This is a genomic window from Bacillus sp. SRB_331 (assembly GCF_003264175.1).
GTDB lineage: Bacteria > Bacillota > Bacilli > Bacillales > Bacillaceae_G > Bacillus_A > Bacillus_A mycoides.
This window is the reverse complement of sequence record NZ_NADV01000084.1, coordinates 1-20,277: the sequence shown is the minus strand read 5'-3', so window position 1 is coordinate 20,277 and position 20,277 is coordinate 1. Positions and strand designations below refer to the sequence as shown.

General features: G+C 34.3%; 18 protein-coding genes and 5 pseudogenes. 19 read left to right on the top strand and 4 right to left on the bottom strand.

Annotated features, from left to right (window positions below; genetic code table 11):
* The first annotated feature begins 115 nt into the window (after positions 1 to 115).
* A pseudogene (locus tag B5P42_RS31085) lies at positions 116 to 366 on the top strand (DUF3947 family protein).
* A 363-nt stretch (positions 367 to 729) separates the two neighbouring features.
* Here the strand turns inward: B5P42_RS31085 and B5P42_RS31080 are convergent.
* Positions 730 to 2,628 carry a YVTN family beta-propeller repeat protein gene (locus B5P42_RS31080; RefSeq protein WP_113736048.1) on the bottom strand — a complete coding sequence of 633 codons (1,899 nt, stop codon included), beginning with the start codon at positions 2,626 to 2,628 and terminating at the stop codon, positions 730 to 732.
* A 432-nt stretch (positions 2,629 to 3,060) separates the two neighbouring features.
* Here B5P42_RS31080 and B5P42_RS32325 point away from each other — a divergent pair, with 432 nt between their 5' ends.
* Positions 3,061 to 3,213, top strand: coding sequence for a hypothetical protein (locus B5P42_RS32325; RefSeq protein WP_002012858.1), 153 nt, complete (start codon positions 3,061 to 3,063; stop codon positions 3,211 to 3,213).
* A gap of 1,146 nt (positions 3,214 to 4,359) precedes the next feature.
* Positions 4,360 to 4,680, top strand: coding sequence for a heterocycloanthracin/sonorensin family bacteriocin (locus B5P42_RS31065; protein WP_033730069.1), 321 nt, complete (start codon positions 4,360 to 4,362; stop codon positions 4,678 to 4,680).
* A 308-nt stretch (positions 4,681 to 4,988) separates the two neighbouring features.
* On the opposite strand, the gene B5P42_RS31060 is transcribed toward B5P42_RS31065, so the two are convergent.
* On the bottom strand, positions 4,989 to 5,891 hold the full coding sequence (locus tag B5P42_RS31060) for a LysR family transcriptional regulator (protein WP_181458860.1): 903 nt from the start codon (positions 5,889 to 5,891) through the stop codon (positions 4,989 to 4,991).
* 129 nt (positions 5,892 to 6,020) lie between these two features.
* On the opposite strand from B5P42_RS31060, the gene gabT reads away from it, so the two are divergent.
* The 6 genes from gabT to B5P42_RS31030 all read left to right on the top strand — a co-directional run bounded on the left by gabT (position 6,021) and on the right by B5P42_RS31030 (position 13,633).
* A complete protein-coding gene (gene gabT / locus B5P42_RS31055; RefSeq protein ID WP_113736045.1) occupies positions 6,021 to 7,346 on the top strand; it encodes a 4-aminobutyrate--2-oxoglutarate transaminase in 1,326 nt (441 codons plus the stop codon).
* Between the two features lie 14 nt (positions 7,347 to 7,360).
* Positions 7,361 to 8,050, top strand: coding sequence for an MOSC domain-containing protein (locus B5P42_RS31050; RefSeq protein WP_113736044.1), 690 nt, complete (start codon positions 7,361 to 7,363; stop codon positions 8,048 to 8,050).
* A 262-nt stretch (positions 8,051 to 8,312) separates the two neighbouring features.
* Positions 8,313 to 9,197 carry a GNAT family N-acetyltransferase gene (locus B5P42_RS31045; protein WP_113736043.1) on the top strand — a complete coding sequence of 295 codons (885 nt, stop codon included), beginning with the start codon at positions 8,313 to 8,315 and terminating at the stop codon, positions 9,195 to 9,197.
* Positions 9,198 to 9,230: 33 nt separating this feature from the next.
* Positions 9,231 to 9,827 (top strand): DUF1349 domain-containing protein, encoded by a 597-nt coding sequence (locus B5P42_RS31040; RefSeq protein WP_002127357.1) that lies wholly within the window; start codon positions 9,231 to 9,233, stop codon positions 9,825 to 9,827.
* A 262-nt stretch (positions 9,828 to 10,089) separates the two neighbouring features.
* Positions 10,090 to 11,844 (top strand): ABC transporter ATP-binding protein, encoded by a 1,755-nt coding sequence (locus tag B5P42_RS31035; protein ID WP_113736042.1) that lies wholly within the window; start codon positions 10,090 to 10,092, stop codon positions 11,842 to 11,844.
* On the top strand, positions 11,837 to 13,633 hold the full coding sequence (locus B5P42_RS31030) for an ABC transporter ATP-binding protein (protein ID WP_088032991.1): 1,797 nt from the start codon (positions 11,837 to 11,839) through the stop codon (positions 13,631 to 13,633). Before B5P42_RS31035 ends, B5P42_RS31030 begins: the two co-directional genes overlap by 8 nt.
* Here the strand turns inward: B5P42_RS31030 and B5P42_RS31025 are convergent.
* Complete coding sequence (locus B5P42_RS31025; RefSeq protein ID WP_258397574.1) at positions 13,623 to 13,961, bottom strand: tyrosine-type recombinase/integrase; 339 nt, start codon at positions 13,959 to 13,961, stop codon at positions 13,623 to 13,625. The two genes, B5P42_RS31030 and B5P42_RS31025, sit on opposite strands and share 11 nt — an antisense overlap.
* 229 nt (positions 13,962 to 14,190) lie before the next feature.
* Between B5P42_RS31025 and B5P42_RS31020 the strand changes: the two are divergent.
* From B5P42_RS31020 to B5P42_RS31005, 4 genes and pseudogenes are all read left to right on the top strand, one after another.
* A pseudogene (locus B5P42_RS31020) lies at positions 14,191 to 14,397 on the top strand (cell division protein SepF); the annotation flags it as partial.
* Positions 14,397 to 14,468, top strand: a pseudogene (locus B5P42_RS31015) (DUF3954 domain-containing protein); the annotation flags it as partial. The pseudogenes B5P42_RS31020 and B5P42_RS31015, both read left to right, overlap by 1 nt.
* A gap of 25 nt (positions 14,469 to 14,493) precedes the next feature.
* Positions 14,494 to 14,745: a helix-turn-helix domain containing protein gene (locus B5P42_RS31010; protein WP_088032996.1), complete on the top strand. Its 252-nt coding sequence runs from the start codon at positions 14,494 to 14,496 to the stop codon at positions 14,743 to 14,745.
* 17 nt (positions 14,746 to 14,762) lie between these two features.
* Positions 14,763 to 15,215, top strand: coding sequence for a nucleoside triphosphate pyrophosphohydrolase family protein (locus B5P42_RS31005; RefSeq protein WP_088032998.1), 453 nt, complete (start codon positions 14,763 to 14,765; stop codon positions 15,213 to 15,215).
* A gap of 1,304 nt (positions 15,216 to 16,519) precedes the next feature.
* Here the strand turns inward: B5P42_RS31005 and B5P42_RS31000 are convergent.
* On the bottom strand, positions 16,520 to 16,675 hold the full coding sequence (locus B5P42_RS31000; RefSeq protein WP_088033000.1) for a DUF4021 domain-containing protein: 156 nt from the start codon (positions 16,673 to 16,675) through the stop codon (positions 16,520 to 16,522).
* 678 nt (positions 16,676 to 17,353) lie between these two features.
* On the opposite strand from B5P42_RS31000, the gene B5P42_RS30995 reads away from it, so the two are divergent.
* The 6 genes and pseudogenes from B5P42_RS30995 to B5P42_RS30970 all read left to right on the top strand — a co-directional run bounded on the left by B5P42_RS30995 (position 17,354) and on the right by B5P42_RS30970 (position 19,877).
* Positions 17,354 to 17,476, top strand: a complete 123-nt coding sequence (locus tag B5P42_RS30995) for a DUF3983 domain-containing protein (RefSeq protein WP_088033006.1) — start codon at positions 17,354 to 17,356, stop codon at positions 17,474 to 17,476.
* Positions 17,477 to 17,591: 115 nt separating this feature from the next.
* Complete coding sequence (locus tag B5P42_RS30990; RefSeq protein WP_088033008.1) at positions 17,592 to 17,879, top strand: hypothetical protein; 288 nt, start codon at positions 17,592 to 17,594, stop codon at positions 17,877 to 17,879.
* Between the two features lie 36 nt (positions 17,880 to 17,915).
* Positions 17,916 to 18,357: pseudogene (locus B5P42_RS30985) on the top strand (phage holin family protein).
* Complete coding sequence (locus B5P42_RS30980) at positions 18,357 to 19,091, top strand: N-acetylmuramoyl-L-alanine amidase (protein WP_088033010.1); 735 nt, start codon at positions 18,357 to 18,359, stop codon at positions 19,089 to 19,091. The pseudogene B5P42_RS30985 and the gene B5P42_RS30980 overlap by 1 nt, the downstream one beginning before the upstream one ends.
* A gap of 57 nt (positions 19,092 to 19,148) precedes the next feature.
* A pseudogene (locus B5P42_RS30975) lies at positions 19,149 to 19,238 on the top strand (N-acetylmuramoyl-L-alanine amidase); the annotation flags it as partial.
* Positions 19,239 to 19,370: 132 nt separating this feature from the next.
* Positions 19,371 to 19,877: a spore coat protein gene (locus B5P42_RS30970; RefSeq protein WP_113736041.1), complete on the top strand. Its 507-nt coding sequence runs from the start codon at positions 19,371 to 19,373 to the stop codon at positions 19,875 to 19,877.
* Positions 19,878 to 20,277 lie beyond the last annotated feature (400 nt).

Genomic DNA, 20,277 nt, shown 5'->3' with positions numbered 1-20,277 from the left:
CAAAGTCTTACCTATCGCAACGAATAAAAGCTAGTTGACTAGTTTTTAACACTCACTGAAATTAATACTCATAATATACTTTGTAATAACTTATATGGAAGTGAGTTGAATACTAATGTTTTATTCATATTTTGATACCCGAGATAGAATGCGTCCGTATGGTACCGCGGGTATTACGTATAGCGGAGCACAAAGTACAATTCAAGCTGTTCAACAAGCGTTACAAGCACAGCAGCAGATGCAACAAATACAGCAGGCATACAACCGTACTATTTATCTATGGAGTATTATTATCCAATGCATCATATTACACCATACGGAATTTCTGTTTCAACAATTCCATATGGAACTGTATACAATTTATAAAAATATGCGGGGGAATAAATTTGAGTATTTATATAAGGGCGCAAGTACAGAGCGCCCTTATAAGAAATGATTCGTATCTGATGAATTAATATTCAATTAAATGTGTAATTAAGATTAATATAAAAATTTTATTTTGTATGTATTTGAAACACGAAAAGAGCACTTAATAAAGTGCTCTCATGACGAGATCATTCACTCAAAAGAAAGGAATACACCATATCATACGAAAATATTTTGAAATGCTCTTGGGTAAATTAATTATTATTTGTAAAAAAAAGCAGCTAGCAAAAGCTAACTGCTCGGATATGATGGGGATTAATGGAAGAACAGAGAAATATGATTAGTGTCTCTCTGTTTTTTATATTATTCGCAAATAAATCCGGTTGCTATACCAGTTGGAGCAATACCTACTGGGACCGTATCAATAACCGTATTTGTAGCAGTATTGATGACAGAAACAGTATTACTAGCTTGGTTTGTAACATAGGCGCGAGTGCCATCTGGTATGATAGTCACTTGGTCTGGTGATAGTGCAACCGGAATGGTATCGATGACGGTGTTTGTCAACGTACCTATTACAGATACATTATTACTTACTTTATTTACAACGTAAACACGAGCTCCATCCGGTGTAATAGCTATACCAACAGGTTCGGTACCTACGTTAATTGTATCAATAACGGAATTTGTAGCGGTGTTAATAACAGAAACAGTATTGCTGTTTTGATTTGTGACATAAGCACGAGTCCCATCTAGTGTGAAGACGATTATCCTAGGTCGAATACCGACATTAATGGTACCGACAACTGTGTTGGTAGCAGTAGCGATAACAGAAATTGTATTACTTAATTCGTTTGCAACATACGCAAGGGCCCCATTTGGTGAAACAGTAATCCCTTGCGGAGCGATTCCAACATTAATGGTACCAACAACTGTGTTGGTAGCAGCGTTAATAACAGAAACTGTATTATTACCATGATTTCCAACATAAACAGTTGTGTTATTTGGAGAAACAGCTACACCAATTGGATTATTTCCAACAGGGATGGTAGCGATAACTGTATTAGTGGCAGTATCAATAACGGAAACGGTATTAGAAAAAATATTAGTAACATAAGCACGAGTCCCATTTGGTGAAACTGTTACTTCAAGAGGTGCATTATCTACAGTGATTGTATCGACTACTGTATTTGTTCCGGTGTTAATTACAGATACTGTATCATCTGCAGGATCATCAATGGCTCCTGCGTTTGTAGCATAAACAAGGAAATTACATCCAGGTCCCGTCGGCCCAGTAGGCCCAGTAGGTCCCGTCGGTCCAGTTGGCCCCGGTGGGCAATCACAATCTCCCGATGGCCCAGTAGGTCCCGGTGGTCCTTCAGGCCCTTGAATACCTTGCACGCCTTGAGGTCCAGTAGGTCCTTCAGGCCCTTCAGTTCCTTGAATGCCCTGCACGCCTTGAGGTCCAGTAGGTCCTTCAGGTCCTTCAGGCCCTTCAGGCCCTTGAATGCCTTGCACGCCTTGAGGTCCAGTAGGTCCTGGTGGCCCAGGAACTCCTGTTCCTGTCCCTGAACCAGTAGGTCCTGGTGGTCCTTGAATGCCTTGAATACCTTGCACACCTTGAGGTCCAGTAGGTCCTTCAGGCCCTTCAGGCCCTTCAGTTCCTTGAATGCCTTGCACGCCTTGAGGTCCAGTAGGTCCTTCAGGTCCTTCAGTTCCTTGAATGCCTTGCACGCCTTGAGGTCCAGTAGGTCCTTCAGGCCCTTCAGGCCCCGTCGTTCCAGTAATGTTTAATAGTGAACTATTCAAGATTCCTTGTAAAATTAAGCTAAATGTCTGCTGTAACAAGGGGTCCGATATATTTGAACAACTAATAAGTGAAGACAAGTTTTGGAATAGAAATTGGAATAATGCTGAGATTTGAGTGAGAGTTGCAGTAGGTAAGGAATTGATTAATTGGTTTATAGTTCGTAAAACTAAATTTCTATTTGGTGTATTTGGTTGTACTGCTATTAATAAATCATTTAATGCCTGTAATGCTGTTTGGAGTATTTGTCTAGTTGTAGGATTTGGTGTTGTGAAGAAAGAAAGGATAGCTTGGTTTAATTGGTTTATTATTTGCAATAATTCTTGTTGTTGAGAATTTGAGAAAAAAACAGGTGTACAACAATTACTTTGATTACAAGGGGATACAGAAATAAAGCAGGGGAGCTGAAACTTATCACACGAATTTGGTGAATTTGACTTATTATTATGTCTCATAAATAACTCCTCTAAAAAATTTTAAATGTTAGATATGTCTTGATAATTTATATTAGCAACTGAGTTTAAAGTATTTATGGGTATATGTTTAATATGAAATGTTCAGAAATTTTTCTTCCTTCAAAGTATATGTCAATAAAGTGAAGATGATCTTGTTTTACATGTAATCATATATATAAATAAAATGAAGATATTTTTATAGTACATATAATCAATACTTAGTTACTAATAGGATGTTGTAATCATAGGAATAGAAGATATTATGACATATGATTTTATTAATATGACTCGCATTCCATATAACGGGCATCTGATTTGAATTTTTTTCAGTATCTTAATACATTTAAGAGACTGGATTGTTTAGTGGAAATAAAACTTAATAAAATAATCCTTTTATAAGTAAGTAGATCGAACGGAGGGGAACCGTATCGTATGAATCAATTGTCATTTTCTGAAGACATCGATGAAAAAGAGATGCGAAGACTTGTGGTGAAGGAGCTGAAAAACTACAAAGCATTGTGCGTTCGGATGAAAAATCAAGAAGAACAGGCTCAAGCGGGGGCATCGTTCTTTTTCCTAAAATGAAAGGTGACGATAAGAATCATGAGATACGTTTTAAACAAATTGAACGGACATTGAAATATGCTCTTGATAATGATCAACGTCAGATAATTGAATTGAAGTATTTTGGGAGTGAGAAAGTCAAAGATTCCTATGTTTATAATGAATTGATGATAAGGCGTGATAGTTTTTATGAGAATAAAAAAATAGCTATCCGTTTGATAGCTACTGCTTTAGGGATTATATGAACGTGGTTTTATTTTAGTGAAGATGAAATTATGATCTTTTGTGTTACTGATATAAATTGTTATATGATACGTGTAATCCATCTTACTCGCTCTGCCTTGTGGCAGGGCTTTTTTATATAATAATATAAATTAAGTAGTTAAAGAGGTGTGTTTAAATGAGCTGGGAAGAATCATATAGAAGAGAGCAACCATGTCCATGTGGTAAGGGAAAATATATTGAAATTATGAAGGTGTATGCAATAGAAGAAATATAAGAAAGTGCTAACACGTATGCGGAATAGACATAAAACATCGCTGATTTGCCATTCATAAAAATAGACTTTTCTTAGCAGAAATCACTAATTATAAATACTTATAAAATTAGCTCTGATATAGCAGATATTGAAGCGAAGAAAAATAAAGATGGGAGTGCATATTGGAAATACGAAGATGACCAAACAAAATTATGGAATATACGACTATAGAACTAGAAAATGATGACATAAATCTAAATATTATTGTTTAAATTCATATTTTATAATGTCCATTTAGCCCGCATTAACTGCCCGTAAACCCCCTCTGATTAAAGTTTCACTTTATAAAAATGAGCCCATATTAAAAATAACCTAAAAATAGGCATATGAACAAGGTGCATCATCTAGTGATAGGTCATATTTTGTTGGTGTACGTATTGAACTTAGTTTATCCCGCAATTTTTGGGCAGTAAAACTCCCACCTCAAAATCCAACTGGAGCAAAGAAATTAGGTGGGAGCCCTGCTGCCCGTAAACGCCCGATTGGTGCGGGCTAATAATCAGTGGGGGATGAACAAAACCCCTACTGATTAAAGTTTCACTTTATAGCGCTATTTCTACTTAGATTTAACGAACAGAAATATAGGAAAGTATCGATGGGGTTTTAGTTTATAAACGGAGGTCATGAAGATGAATAATTTTCAACAAGAACTACAAGCGTTAAGCCTTAATGATTATCAGCCTGGAAATATTGTGTATTGGGACCAGCAAAACCAATATCCATATTACTATATTACAGATGATGCTCGTCGCTGTGGCGGCTGTGGCGGTGGTCGTTGTGGTGGTTGTGGTCGTTGTGGCGGTGGTCGTTGTGGTGGATTCCGTTGTTTTGGTTGCTTCGGTTGCTTTAGTTGTTTTGGTTGTGGTGGTTGCTCTAATTGCTCTAATTGCTCTAATTGCTCTAATTGTTTTGATGGTTTTAATGGTACTACTGTAACATTTGAATATTGATAAGAGACAAAAAGGAATCCATTTTGAAAAAAGATTGATCGAAACGGATTCCTACTTTGTGAAGCATTATATAATTTTTATAAAAATGTGCTAACAAGTTTGCAAACGGACTTGCTAACACCTATACGAAATAGACATAAAATATCGCTGATGTGTAGCTTAATAATACGATAATAATTTAGCACTTATAATGAATAATAGGTTATTAGAAAAGAAACCATAAAATGTAATGTTTTATATCATTATAAAAAGAGATTATTCTAATAGGTCGTTGTGTAACGGCTGCATAGGATAATCTCTTTTTATGCTTATTTTTGTAAAGAATGTACTGTTATTTTGAGTTGCTCAATAAATTTCCGGGTAGCAGCGCACATATATTTATCTCTTCTATAAATAAGTCCTATATCTATTGTTGGAGTGGGGTTTTCAATTTTAATAGCTTGTATGTGCTCATTTTGCAAAAAGTCTATATACGGTTTTGGTAACACGGTAATCCCCATACCTTGTGCGACCATTTGAATTAAAGATTCCATTGTACTAATTTCTAAAATTGGCTTTGGTTTAAAGTTAAAGTTTTGGCAATGAGATGTAATTAGTTCTGTTAAATAGAAATTCTTAGGTAGAAGAATTAAAGGATAGTCCTGTAATTCTTCAATAGATACATACTTACGTTCAGTTAAAGAATGGCTGGTTGGCACAACTAATGTAAGTTCACTTTTATATAGTGGGATAGAAACAATCTCTTTATCTTGCACCGGGAGAAATGTAATACCAATATCTAATTCATTTTGTAATAATTTTTCACGAATTTCTCCTGTACGAAGCCCCAACACAGAGAGTTCGATATTTGGATATTGCTTATTGAAATCTAATATAGCTGGTGGTAGTAAATAATTTACGACGGTTAACAAAGATCCTATTGTTAAGGAACCATGATGTAATCCATTTAAATCTTGAATGGCAGAACGAGCTTGTTCGAATTCGTGAAAGATTGTTTTACTGTGCGATAATAAAACTCTGCCTGCTTCAGTTAAAGATATTTTTTTACCAATTCGATCGAAAAGTGGCATGCCTACTTCATGTTCTAATGCACGTATTTGTTGGCTTAGTGAAGGTTGTGAAATATTTAATTTCTCGGCTGCTTTTGTGAAATGTAATTCTTTCGAAACAGCTAAAAAGTATTCTAATTGTCGTAATTCGATTGAAATCACCTCAAGTTTAATCATAGGATATACCTATCATTATTATATAAATAATTGAATTGAACAATGGTTTTGTGGGATATATAATCACTTTATCAGAAATGGATTGATTAAAAAATTAGATGAGGTGAAGAAGAATTGTTGAAATCTAGTGTATTACCGGGCAGTTATTCACAAGTACTTCAAAAAAGGTATGAGGAGGCTGTACCGACAGGAATATATCATTTAACGCCTTTATATGTAAAAGAAGCAAGGGGAGCGATAATAACAGATGTAGATGGAAATCAGTTTATTGATTTTGCTGGTGGAATTGGTATGCAAAATGTTGGACATTGTCATCCGAAAGTTGTAAGAGCGGTACAAAAACAAGCAGAATCATTTATACATCCTTGTTTTCATGTAACTCCATATGAAAATTATATTACTTTAGCGGAGAAAATTAATGAGAAAGTGCCAGGTACAAGTAAGAAAAAAACGATGTTTGCCAATAGTGGTGCGGAAGCGATTGAAAATGCTGTAAAGATCGCACGTAAAGTAACAGGGAGGAGTAAAGTAATTTCGTTTGAACGAGGATTTCATGGGAGAACATTAATGACAATGTCTCTATCGACCAAAGAAACTCCATATAAAGCAGGATTTGGTCCGTTCGTTTCAGACATGCATATATTGCCGTATCCGTACTATTACAGAGCTGAAGAAGGAGTTTCTCCTGAAGAAGTGGATTCTCAAGTCATCTATCAGTTTGAAAAGTTTTTAGAAGAAGTATCACCTGAAAAAGTAGCAGCGATCGTAATGGAACCAGTACAAGGAGAGGGTGGGTTTATTGTTCCTTCCATTTCATTTGTAAAACGATTACGAGAAATTTGTAATCAATACGGTATTTTAATGATAATGGATGAAGTGCAAACTGGATTTGGCCGAACAGGGAAATGGTTTGCAACGGAACATTTTCATATAGAACCTGACATAATGACTTTGTCAAAATCAATTGCTGGCGGTTTACCATTAAGTGCTATTGTCGGTCGTGCGGAGTTGATGGACATTCCTGGGAGAGGACAAATTGGTGGAACTTTTGCCGGGAGTCCGTTATCATGTGCAGCCGGTCTTGCTGTATTTGAAATAATGGAAGAAGAAAATCTAGTTGAAAGGGCTCAGCAAATTGGAAATAGAATAATGTCACATCTACATGAAATGCAATTAAAGTACGAAGTGATTGGTGATGTTCGTGGAATCGGTGCGATGGTTGCAATGGAACTTGTAACGAATCGCATAACGAAAGAACCTGCAAAAGAACTAACAGTAAAGCTAATTGAAGATTTTTGGAAGAATGGGCTTATAAGTATTGGAGCGGGGATATTTGATAATGTACTACGCTTTTTACCACCTCTAGTTATCTCAAACGAAGAAATAGATAGAGGATTTGAAATAATAAATGAGTCTTTTGAAAAGTTGTGCCGCAAGTAAGAGGAGGGATTTGAATGACTAAAGTATATGAAATCCTATCTTTAAATCTAGGATTGCCAAAAGAGGTTATGTATGGTGGGAAGTTAATTCAAACAGGGATAAATAAAAAGCAAGTAAAGGAACCTGTTTTTTTATCATTTTTAAAGTTTAATGGAGATGGACAGGCGGATTTAGTTCATCATGGAGGGGTAGATAAAGCGGTTTGTGTTTATACTGGTGACCACTATCCTTACTGGGAAAAAGAGTTGAATCAGGAACTTGTATATGGGGCTTTCGGTGAAAATATAACAGTAAGCGGAATGCGTGAAGAAGATGTTTGTATTGGTGACACGTTTCAACTCGGAGAAGCGATTGTACAAGTAACGCAGCCAAGACAACCTTGTTTTAAATTAGCGAAGAAATATAATATTCCAAAGTTGCCATTATATTTTCAAGATACAGGATACACAGGTTTTTATTTTCGAGTATTAAAAGAAGGGTGGATATTACCGGTAGATACTTTAAAATTGTTGAAGCCTGATCCAAAAGGTGTGTCAATTTTGTTTGCGAATCGCATAATGTATAAAGAAAAACAAAACTCTGAAGGATTAAAAAGGATTTTAGAAGTAAATGCACTGTCTACTAGTTGGAGAAAGACGTTTGAAAAGCGAGTGAAGGGAGAAGAAATTAGTACGAAGGAGCGACTTGAGGGAACCAAAGAATAGGTGAATTATATTTGCATAAAATGGTGTATTTCTATTATCGGAAAGATAAGTAGGAAGCACCATTTGTTATATAATAAACATGATATTATTCAAAAATCTTAATACTAGTTTATTCGACTTGTTTTTTAATAATCAAAACATAAAATAAATTAAACCATTTTTAAAAGTTTTATGATACTATATTGATTTGAAAGGCCTATTTTTTGAGAGTAGGTCATATAAGTATATCTAAATTAATGGAATCGACGTATGGAGGGACAACATGGGGAATGTTGAAAAAATGGCAAACTTCCTATTAGAAGAACCGAGAAGAGAACAGTTATTTCCTTTATTTGAAGAAGTGTTTGGGATTACGAGCCAAACATTGCAGGATTTTTCAGAGAAAGGGTATTGGGATTATACATATAAAGCATTATCATTTTTACAAGATGATAATGCGATTGCAAATGTTGCGGCATTTTCACTTCCGCTTTTAATTAATGGTGAAAAAATAAATGCAACGGGTATTCAATCAGTAATGACACATCCGAATTATCGTAGACGAGGATTAATGAAACAATTGTTTAGTAAGATGATAGAGGAAATTGATGAGCAATGCGAGTGTGCGGTCTTGTTTACTGAAAATCCGGAACTATATAAACCATTTGGTTTTCAAATTGTGCAAGAATATTTGATGACAGTATCATACGAAAATGAAGGTTACAAAGATTCTCAACTTAAAAAGTTAGATTTTTATAATGAAGAGGATAGACAATTAATACATGAGATTATTGAAAATGGCCAAAGGCTTTCTAATAAATTTTCAACGCTAAATTACCGCTCTTCGTTTTATTTAAATATGTATGATTCAACATGGAATGAAAACCTTTATTATTCAGAGAAATTAGATGCGCTGATTGTTTTTACAGTAGAAAATCAAAAACTAAAATTATTTGGAGTATTTGCGCCGGTAATTCCGATTTTAGATGAATTATGTGAGGAAATCTCTGGGGAATTTACGGAGATTGAATTTTATTTCTACCCAGATCAATTAGGAATTGATGATGTACAATATACAGAATTACAGACTAGTAAGTATTTAATGGTTCGAAGTAATAAAGAATTAGATTTTAAAGGTTATAAATTCCCGGTATTAACTGAGTTTTAAATATTAATTTAAATGCTTTTTTATGGAGGAATTATGAAAACATCATATATACCAAATCATATTGAGCAACTTACTGTAATGAATGCACCTAAATTTTACAAACTTGAAGACAATGATACATTCATTGTCCATTCGAAAGAAGAAACAGATTTTTGGCTGAAAACCCATTATGGTTTTGAAGTAATGAATGGCCATGTATTTTATGATGAGATAATGACAGATTTTCAGGCTGAGGTTCAATTGCGCATGAATCCAAATGCGACATACGATCAAGCGGGTTTATTTGTTATGATTTCTGAGAAGTGTTGGTTAAAAACATCTTTAGAATATATTCCTGAGGGCCCATCACATTTAGGTGCTGTCGTAACGAATAATGGCTATTCTGATTGGTCAACGCAAGACTATCCAAATGAGTTTGCTAAGCAACAATTACGTTTTCGAATTATTCGAAAACTTGGCGATTATACAATATATGTGAAAACGAGTCAGCGATGGGAACAAATAAGAATCGCTCATTTGATGGAGGACATAGGTAATGAGCCTGTTAAAATTGGTTTTTATACGTGTAGTCCTTCTGAAAATAATGGATTCGAGACCGAGGTTTTCGATTTTAAAATTGAACAAATATAGATGGAAAAACCGCATTCTTACTAAATGAGAATGCGGTTTTTATTAAGTTAAAGAGTATTCACATCAACTGGCAGTGAAAATGCCTGGTAGATTAAAGTTCCATTTTATTGACTAAAAATGATTTAAAACTTATCATTTAATAATGTTAAATATTAATTTACATAATATAATAGGACTAATGAAGAAATTACAGACTATATCGCTTAAATAAGGAGGAATATGAATTATTCAATGGTAATTTCATGAAAAAAGGAGATTATGTATGAAATCATTTCGCAAGTTGTTACAGTATTTAAAACCATACATGTTCTTCGCTATTATTGGACCGCTATTTATGGTACTTGAGGTTGCGATGGACTTAATTCAACCGACAATTATGCAACATATTATTGATATTGGAATTGCAAATCGGGATTTGAATTATGTAATAAAAATGGGGCTTCTAATGATAGGAGCGGCGGCGCTTGGATTAATTGGTGGACTTGGCTGTATGATGTACTCTACAAAAGCAGCTATTAATTTCGCTACAGACATACGAAAAGATGTGTTTGCGAAAATAGAAACATTTTCTAGCAAAAATCGTGATTCATTTGGAACAGGTAAATTATTAACAATCGTGACAAATGATATTACATCTATTCAATCGGCAATGACGATGACGTTACGTGTACTTGTCCGTGGACCGTTATTATTTATTGGAAGTATCATTATAGTCTTTGTAACAGCGAGAGACCTATTTCCAATTTTACTTGTTGTGGTACCCGTATTATTAGTTGCAATTGTATTGATTGCAGGTCAATCGAGCGGTTCATTTAAGCGAGTACAAGAAGCATTAGATAAAGTAAACACAAAGCTACAAGAAAATTTATCCGGTGTACGTGTTATAAAAGCATATGTAAGACAAAAATATGAAATCGCACAGTTTGAGAAAGTTAATACAAGTTTAACTGAAATAAATATTCGTGCAATACAAATTATTTCATTGATGATGCCAATTATTATGCTAGTTGTAAATAGCGGAATTGTAGCAACTTTATGGATTGGTGGCGAGAAAGTTTTTAACGGTACACTCCAAGTAGGGGCCATTTTAGCTTTTATTAACTATTTAAATATCATTTTAATGTCACTTATGTCTATTAGTATGGTATTTATTCAAATTGCCCGTGCTTTTCCATCAGCTGATCGTGTACAACAAGTCTTACATACTGAAGTTGATATTACAACTGAAGGCGACGTATATGAACCAAAACAAGTGGGTGGTAATGTAGAGTTTAAAAATGTTAGCTATAGTTATACGAAAAATAATGAATATGTTTTAAAAGATATTTCCTTTACTGTACGTAAAGGTGAAAAAATAGGGATTATTGGATCGACCGGAAGTGGTAAATCTACATTGGCGAAACTATTGCCACGACTTTACGATGTTGATCAAGGTGAAATATGTATAGATGATGTTAATGTGAAAGCGTACGATTTGCAAAAACTTCGTGCTTCCATTGGCTTCGTTCCACAAAAGGCACTTCTTTTTTCAGGCAGTATAGAAGAGAATTTACGTTATGGCAAAGAAGATGCAACTTATGATGAATTGGAATTAGCATCTTCATCTGCTTGTGCGACTGAGTTTATCAATAAGCTGGAAGACTCCTATGAATATAACTTAACACAAGGTGCAACCAATCTATCTGGTGGTCAAAAACAACGTATATCTATTGCAAGAGCCCTAGTGAGAAAGCCATCTATTCTTGTATTAGACGATTCTACATCGGCAGTTGATGCGAAGTCAGAAGCTGTAATACAGGAAGCGTTAAGGACAAGATATAGTGGCACAACGACATTTTTAATTGCATCAAAAATATCTTCTATTATAGATGCTGATAAAATCCTCGTTTTGAATAACGGTGAATTAGTTGGAAATGGTACGCATGAGGATTTATTGGCAACTTGTGAAGTGTATCAGGAAATTTATCTTTCCCAAGGTGGTAGCCTGCAGCAAGAAGGAGGGGAAGAGCGTGCGTAATTTTCAAGGACAATTTGGAAATAAAGGTGGACGTAACAATCCGAAAACGGGAAAAACTAAGAATACTAAAGGAACTATAATGCGAGTATGGAACTATATGGGGTATCAAAAAGCATCTCTTATGTTCGTTATTATTCTTGTATTTATCACGACATTACTAGGTTTACTTGGGCCATATTATATGGGGGTCATCATTGATGAATACATTGTACCGAAGGATTTAAGCGGGACAGCCAGAATGTGCATGCTACTCATTGCAATATATGGGATAACCGTATTATTAACATGGTTACAAACATTTGTAATGATTAATGTTGCATTAAAGACTATACAAAAAATACGACAAGATATTTTTGAAAAAATCCAAACACTTTCTCTACGATTCTTTGATGTACGTTCTCAAGGTGATTTAATGAGCCGTGTGACAAATGATATTGATAACTTAAATCAAGCTTTGACACAAAGTGTTGTGCAAATCATTTCATCAGCGTTAACGTTTATAGGTGTAACAATTGCGATGTTTTCATTAGATTGGATTTTAGCGATTGTAACTTTAATTACAGTACCTATTATGTTTTTCGTTACGAAAAAACTAGTTGCTTATAGTGGGAAAAACTTTGCGAAGCGTCAAAAGGATTTAGGAGAATTAAATGGATTTATTGAGGAAGCTATTACAGGCGCAGACGTAACTACGTTATACGGAAAAGAAAAAGAAACCGTACATAACTTTAATGAAATTAACGAACAGCTAAGAATTTCAGCAACGAAGGCTGAAACGTTTTCAGCATTTATTTTTCCAAGTATGAACTTTATTAATAACTTAGGAATGGGGCTTGTAATTGGAACTGGATCGGTAATGGTATTAAACGGAATGACAACAGTAGGTGTCATTGCAGCTTTTATTAATTATTCTCGACAATTTTCAAGACCACTTAGTCAATTTGCAACTTTAATGAATACGATTCAAGCGGCAGTTGCTGGAGGAGAACGTGTCTTTGAAATTATGGATGAAGTACCAGAAATTCAAAATAAAAAAGATGCAGTACTTGTACAAAATTTACAAGGACATGTTAGGCTTGAGAAAGTTTCATTTGGATACGCACAGGACAACATGATTTTAAAAGATGTGAGTCTCGAGGCGAATCCTGGGGAGACAATCGCTTTAGTCGGTCCAACTGGATCAGGAAAAACAACAATTATTAATTTGTTAACTCGCTTTTATGACATTCAAAAAGGGCAAATTAGCATTGATGAAAAAGATATAAAGGATTATGATATTAATTCTTTGCGGAGTAAAATAGGGGTTGTTTTACAGGATACGTATTTATTCGCAGGAACGATTATGGAAAATATTCGATATGGACGTTTAGATGCAAGTGATGAAGAAGTAGTTGCAGCAGCAAAAGCAGCATCAGCACATTCTTTTATAAAACATCTACCGAATCAATATGAAACGGAAATTGCTTCAGAAGGTTCGAATTTAAGTCAAGGACAAAAACAACTCCTTGCGATTGCACGAGCGATTTTAGCAGATGCAGATATATTAATTCTCGACGAAGCAACATCTAATATTGATACGAGAACAGAATTACAAATTCAATCTGGATTAAATAATTTAATGAGAGGGCGAACAAGTTTTGTAATCGCTCATCGACTCAAAACAATTGAAAAAGCAAATCAAATACTTGTAATTAAAGATGGTAGTATTTTTGAAAGAGGAAATCACGAATCTCTTATGGAAAAGAAAGGATTCTACTTTGATTTGTATACAAGTCAGTTTAAAATTTAACAAAATTATTGATGTAATGCGGTTTCTCGTGAAAAGAGAAACCGCATTTTTTGTATTTGCAAACATTGCTATTCGAATAGTCTCTCACTAAATGTTTTAACAGCATCCTCTTGCATTCCGGTAAAACATGTGAATAGCGATTTAAAGTTATGAAAATGTCCTTATGGCCCAATCGTTCACTTACAATCTTTGGATGTACTCCTTGTATTAAAAGAAGCGTTGCATGGGTGTTTCGTAAATCATGAAATCTAATGTTTTTTAATCCGGATTTTTTCAAATAGGCTTTAAATGTATCATGAAAGCCATCGCGATAAACCAGTTTACCCATTTTGTTACATACAACTAAATCATAATCTAAATATGCTTGACCCAATCTTAATTTATCAGCATTTATTTTTATTTTATGTTTTTGTAATGCTTCAATAGTCTTTTCAACAATAGAGATTGATCGTCAAGAACTTGAAGTTTTTGTATCTAGTATCAATACGGAAGAATGTATTTAAGTAAAGAAGGCGCAAGTGAGTTACTGAGCCTCATCGAAAAGAGTTCGATGGTAAATGCCTAAACAATTAAATATTTTCGATGTAGAGCCAGCAATTTGTCAATTCGATGTAATGAAAGTTAATGTAAAGAAAGGAACTGGACGCGTTACATATGCTGATGTACGTGTCCAAGTTCCAAAGAGTGCAAAGGGTACGGATGAATTACCATGCACAACCAAACAAGATGATCGTTATGATATCTTTGAACAATATGTAATAGCGAGCAAGTTGCAATTTGGGTTAACGGTAAAGTTGATCGCGTGCATACTAACTTTACTGAAAAGATAAAATAATGATTTTTAGAAGGTAGGTTCGCTTATGAGCGTAGTAAGAAATCATGAAGCGATGAAGGAATCACGTTTGAAAATATACATCGCTTTAGAAGAAGCTAACTTCATTTGGGATGAAAGGGACATTATACGATTTCGTGAAATGTGGAAACAAGATATGAGTTTACCAGAAATGGCAAAAGCATTAAGGAGACACCAATCAGAGGTGGCACTTCTTATTATAGATCAAGCTGATAAATATATGATTGAAAACCGTCCAATGGGATTAGGAGTTTGTTAAAGAGAGGGGAAAACAAAATGAAAGCAATGGAAAACGGTGTATATGCAGCAACTAAATTAGTTAGTGAATCAAAGGGAGGACAAGCTGTAATGAATATCAATCAAATTTGTGAATTAGATCAATATCAAGAAGCAACATTACGTACATGGAATGCAAATAACGACTTCGGTGGACGCATATTAAATGCAGCATTAGGACTTACGGGAGAAGCTGGTGAGGTTGCGGATATTGTAAAAAAAGCTATTTTTCATGGTCATGGATTCGATCCAGCTCATTGTCCAGGAGAAGAAGAAGGGAATACTTATAAATTGGCTTTAGAGTTAGGAGATATCTTGTATTACATTTCCATCATGTCTCACGAAATGGGATATACCTTAGAAGATATTGCGCAAATGAACATTTCTAAGCTAGCAAAAAGGTATCCAGACGGGTTTAGCAGGGAAGCTAGTCAAAAACGTTTTGACATATAGTGATACTAAATTTGAATTTTATTAAAAAAGAGCACACTAATAAGTATGCTCTTAGAAAGGTAGATTTCTATGCGTGGAGAATCTCCATACAATAACATATGCTTGTCCGGTTTAAATATGAAAAAAATTAAACAAAATAGTTATTCTAATTAAAAAGAGGGAGCAAGAAGATAAAAATAAGACCGTTCCTTGTATAGGAACGGTTGTAAAATTATCATGTGCTAGAGGTCGATCCAAATGGCATAAGATGTCCTCTCTAAACAGTATGGACAAGAAATTTTACGAGTATACGTAAAAATGGCAGGCAACAAATTAAGTTGTCTGCCTGTTCTTAACCGACACGGAGGAGAGAGCTCCGTTTAGAAAGAGTACAGCCGGTGGGAAGTCGGCTCAAATGTATTATGTGTAATACAAAAAAGATTATTCGAAAAGAGATTGAAGCAGGATTCTTTAGAAAAATATATTGTAAAAAAATCGTGGAATGAAGAATGAAACAACAAAGCAGCTAGCTCAATTAGCTAACTGCTCTATTGCGATTTGTTAAGAAAGAAGCCCATACATACAAGCAAAGATATGTAAATTGAAGTTACAGTTATAGTATAAACGGAATTAGAGATTTTATACGGTAGCGAAAGTAATAAAAAGGCCCTCTTTCAATGTGAGGGCATATGAGTGAAGATACCTTATATCCATAGTGTATGTTTGACTCATCAAATGGTGACAGGCTAATGAAAATGAAAGAGCAGTTAACAAAAGCTAACTGCAATGAGAAAATTACATCCATGAATTTAAGGAGTACAAAATTACATGGTTAAGTAAAGTATGGGCAGAAATCTCAAGGTTATGTAATAAATTTTAAAAAAGAGCAGTAAGTTGTATCAACTGCCCTTTTGGATACAACCTGGTTAAGAAGCAGATTGTAATGTGATTAGTATTAGCAAAATATCGAATGTTATTAATTAAAAGTCTTATTTAATTAATAAGAGCGCTTTTTAAGGCGCTTTATGACCAAGGCATATATAGAAAAAAGATTCACATGATAGTGTATGCATGTATTTTTATGGTTGTGCAACTTTTAAACAAAATCGTTATTTCGTTGTAAGTAAAAAGAGCACACATATAAGCATGATCTTCGATAAGAAAGGCGGATCTCTATGAATGGAGAGTCTCCATACAATAGTATATGCTTGTCCAGCTTAAGTGTGAAAAGTTTTTAACAAAACGCTATTTGGTTTAATCTCCGAAAATTAGAAGCACTTTTGCATTGTGCTCCTAATCAAAAAGGTGTTATGTGTAAATATGTACTAGATTTTAGGTGAATTGCTTTTTTTACGGTGATCTTTTTCTTCAATATCAGTTTCAGGCATTCCGTATAACCCGTTCATAGCCTGTTCATCCAAATCAAGACCAAGCACAGTATTATTTGTCACATCATTTTTTTCTTTTTTAGAGTTATTCATATATATCACCTCCTATTTTTAGGATGTCTAATAGTGTTATAAACATTCAAGGTTTGTTTCATGATAAAAACTTCATTTTGCACAACAAAGCAGCCAGCATAATTAGCTAACTACTTGCTGTACAAAAGAAAATTAGGCCCTACAAGTAAATGATATGTAACTTTAGGTTACAGCTATAGTATAAGCAGAATTAAACATGTTATGCGGTAGAGAAAAAGAGCTTAATAAAAATTTCATTTTAATATAAAGCAGAATAATCAAATTGATTAGACAGACAATTTATTAAATAAACTGTCTGCCTAGTGAATGAACAATTGATTGAGCTATATAAGCCCAAGTTTAGTATGGATAGGGTTTTAAAAATTATTTTATAGAAAACCTGCACACACAAAAGAGCAGCTAGCAAAAGCTAACTGCTCATCTCCAGGGAAATTGGAGACTGGTGTATCTATAGTGTTGACAGGAAATTGAGATTTATTCAAGGGAATTGTTTTTTGAATGTAATTTAGGGTTGTTTCCAAAAAAGTGACATGTCAACAAAATATAAAATTATTAAAAGGAAAATTGCTATGAAAATAACTAAAAAAGTCTTTTCCATCAGTAGACCTCCTTTGTTAAGAATATTAACACTTTTCTAGAATCTGAACAAAATAATTCTTTTAAAGCGAGGTTGGGAGAATGAAAGGTTTAAAGAAAAGAAAAACTAGGAAAGCTATTGCTCGTCGTAAAAAAGCAGTGGAGAAACATCAAGTCAATAACGCTTGGAAAAACATTTTTGTACAAGCTGGTATTTTAAAGTAAACGAATAATAAATATCGTCCGGCTAGAAAACTAGAGGACACCAATTCATTAAAGCAGCAATGAGAGCTGTTTTAGGAATAGGTGTCCTTTTTATTTTGAAAAGGGAGATGTGGAAATGAAGGAACTAAAAGATCAATTACGTGAATGGAATAGACAATCAAAACAAGCAAAGAAGAAAAACAAGCAAAAACAAAAAGAGAATTTAAGCACTCGTGACATTGAAGATTTAATGGGAATCCGTGGGCCACGCTATGAACGTAGACGTGGAGCCAAACTATATGAATTGGACTTAGGAGTTGCTAAAAGACGCATTTGTGCAGATGATTATTTTGAATTTACTGATAAAACTCCTCCACAAGAACCACCAACTAATGAAAATACAATACAAAAAGAGCAGCAATAGCTGGTCTTTTTTATTTTTAGAAAAGGAGAGGAAAAGATGGATCGTATTGATGTATTACTGAAAGCATTTATAGCTACATTTGGTGGCTTCTGTGGGTATTTCTTGGGAGGATGGAATGCAACATTAAAAATCTTAGTGACGATGGCAGTTATTGATTATTTAACTGGCATGATTGCAGCAGGTTATAACGGAGAAATAAAAAGTAAAGTTGGTTTCAAAGGCATCGCCAAAAAGGTGTTGCTTTTTCTTTTGGTTGGGGTTGCAGCTCAATTAGATGCAGCGTTTGGAAGTAACAGTGCTATTCGTGAAGCGACTATTTTCTTCTTCATGGGTAATGAGTTACTTTCACTTTTTGGAAAATGCTGGTCGTATGGGGATTCCACTCCCACAAACTTTAACAAATGCAGTTGAGATTTTGGATGGTAAGAGCAATAAGACAAGCTCTGAATATACTAATAAAAAAGGAGATGTTGAGTAATGGCACGTTATAGTTTACATGGAGGACACAACGGTATTGTACAAGGGGCTAATTATGGAAATCGAAAAGAGCATATTATGGATCGTCAGGTGAAAGATGCGGTTGCAGCTAAGTTAAGAGCTTTAGGACACACAGTCTATGATGATACAGACGAAGTAGGAAGCACTCAAGCGCAAAATTTAAATAATATCGTTCGTAATAGTAATTCTCATAATGTGGATTTGGTTATTTCTTTTCATCTTAATGCAAGTGACGGAAATGGACAAGGTGTGGAAGTTCTGTATTATGATCAGAAAGATCTGGCGGCTAAAATTTCGTCTCAATTAGCAAAAGATATTGGATGGCGTGATCGTGGTGCAAAGCAACGTACAGATCTAGCGGTACTGAACGGAACTAAAGCACCAGCTATTCTTATCGAATTAGGATTCATTGATAACGAATCCGACATGGCTAAATGGAATGTTGATAACATCGCTAACTCAATTGTGTATGCTCTTACAGGACAAACTGGAGGCGGGGCAGTTCAATTGCTCAAAGTACAAACTGGAGGCGTAGGATTCAGTAATTTACAAGCCTTATCCCAAGCAATGGTTGACGCGGGTATTGACGGACAAATTGTTATTCAGAAAGACGGTATTGGATATGCTGTAACAAATGGATACCCATCCGGAAATATCGATAAGTTCACGGCTTGGTTGGACGAGCGGAAGTGGTATTATTCTTATGTGAAATAAAACAAAAGAATAGTTTGGTAAAAAACAAAGGGGGTCCTTAATTGGGGGGCCTTTTTTGTCAATGGATCACCACAGTACAAAGTACACAACAGTAAGTGAAAAACATACTATATAACAGAAAAAGAAGCCTATGTGTATGTGAATTAACAAAAAGAAGTAGAAGTAAAAATAGAAAATTAAGTTACTTGTCCAAACAATTCTTTTTTTAAAAACATAAAATGCTAGTAGTTAGCCAATATTTTCATATTGCTACTTTTTTAGATTAAAAGGGGTGATTTTATGTGTGAATGTGAAGTTTGTAGAAGAAAGAAAAACCGGGATCCATTAAACCGGGATTCTGAACCAAAAAACCGGGATTCTGAACCGAAAAGTCAGGATTCTGAAACATTAAACTCTTATTCATTTATTAAAAATGCTAATTTTTTAGAAGAAGCTATACAAAAAGATGAAATTGATCAAGTTTCTGAGGAGTATATTGAAATAATTGATTCAGCAGATGTACAAGTTACTACTACAGATACAAAAGCTGCGCTATCTATCCAAGCAGCATTACAAGCAGCTATTGTGGTTGTAGTAAGTATTTCTATAGCAGATAGTGAAAAAGCAGATAAAATAACACAAGAATTATTTCAAAAATCATCTATTAAACAAATTAATAGACAAAAATTGCTTATTAAAAATTCCAGAAACGTATCCGTAACAACTACTGATACAGATATTGCAGTGAATATTCAAATTCTTCTTCAAGTTTTATTAGCTTTACTAGTTAAATTAAACATTTTATAAAGTGTTTATCCCGTTTATATTTAGCTATAAGGGTTCACTCTAGGTAAATATTACGTTGTTGTAGTAAGTGGTACAAGCTTGGACTCCTTATAATGACTGGATTAATATTCAAGATTAATGCGAAAGTAAGTGTAGATAACTACACAATAGCAAAGGGAAAACATATTATTTAACAGTAAATGAAACTTATGTATATGTGAAGTATAGGAAAGCTGCCTTCTTATTAGAAGCCAGCTTTTTAATTTTATTGGTAAAAAGAAGTGAAAATAGAAGATTAAGTTACTTGTCCAAGCAATTCTTATTAAAATACATATAATGCTGGTAGTTATTCGAAATTTTTATAGTAAATTTGATTGGAGTGAATATTGTAAATGGATAATTTAAACAAATTTTCTTCCTT

What these genes read in the sequence shown, in the direction of transcription:
- B5P42_RS31000 (WP_088033000.1), bottom strand. Translation starts at nt 16,675, where the DNA reads ATGAATAACTCTAAAAAAGAAAAAAATGATGTGACAAATAATACTGTG.
- B5P42_RS30970 (WP_113736041.1), top strand. Translation starts at nt 19,371, where the DNA reads ATGTGTGAATGTGAAGTTTGTAGAAGAAAGAAAAACCGGGATCCATTA.
- B5P42_RS30990 (WP_088033008.1), top strand. Translation starts at nt 17,592, where the DNA reads ATGAAGGAACTAAAAGATCAATTACGTGAATGGAATAGACAATCAAAA.
- B5P42_RS31045 (WP_113736043.1), top strand. Translation starts at nt 8,313, where the DNA reads ATGGGGAATGTTGAAAAAATGGCAAACTTCCTATTAGAAGAACCGAGA.
- B5P42_RS31040 (WP_002127357.1), top strand. Translation starts at nt 9,231, where the DNA reads ATGAAAACATCATATATACCAAATCATATTGAGCAACTTACTGTAATG.
- B5P42_RS30980 (WP_088033010.1), top strand. Translation starts at nt 18,357, where the DNA reads ATGGCACGTTATAGTTTACATGGAGGACACAACGGTATTGTACAAGGG.
- B5P42_RS31080 (WP_113736048.1), bottom strand. Translation starts at nt 2,628, where the DNA reads ATGAGACATAATAATAAGTCAAATTCACCAAATTCGTGTGATAAGTTT.
- B5P42_RS30995 (WP_088033006.1), top strand. Translation starts at nt 17,354, where the DNA reads ATGAAAGGTTTAAAGAAAAGAAAAACTAGGAAAGCTATTGCTCGTCGT.
- B5P42_RS31010 (WP_088032996.1), top strand. Translation starts at nt 14,494, where the DNA reads ATGAGCGTAGTAAGAAATCATGAAGCGATGAAGGAATCACGTTTGAAA.
- B5P42_RS32325 (WP_002012858.1), top strand. Translation starts at nt 3,061, where the DNA reads ATGAATCAATTGTCATTTTCTGAAGACATCGATGAAAAAGAGATGCGA.
- B5P42_RS31005 (WP_088032998.1), top strand. Translation starts at nt 14,763, where the DNA reads ATGAAAGCAATGGAAAACGGTGTATATGCAGCAACTAAATTAGTTAGT.
- B5P42_RS31025 (WP_258397574.1), bottom strand. Translation starts at nt 13,961, where the DNA reads ATGGGTAAACTGGTTTATCGCGATGGCTTTCATGATACATTTAAAGCC.
- B5P42_RS31035 (WP_113736042.1), top strand. Translation starts at nt 10,090, where the DNA reads ATGAAATCATTTCGCAAGTTGTTACAGTATTTAAAACCATACATGTTC.
- B5P42_RS31050 (WP_113736044.1), top strand. Translation starts at nt 7,361, where the DNA reads ATGACTAAAGTATATGAAATCCTATCTTTAAATCTAGGATTGCCAAAA.
- B5P42_RS31065 (WP_033730069.1), top strand. Translation starts at nt 4,360, where the DNA reads ATGAATAATTTTCAACAAGAACTACAAGCGTTAAGCCTTAATGATTAT.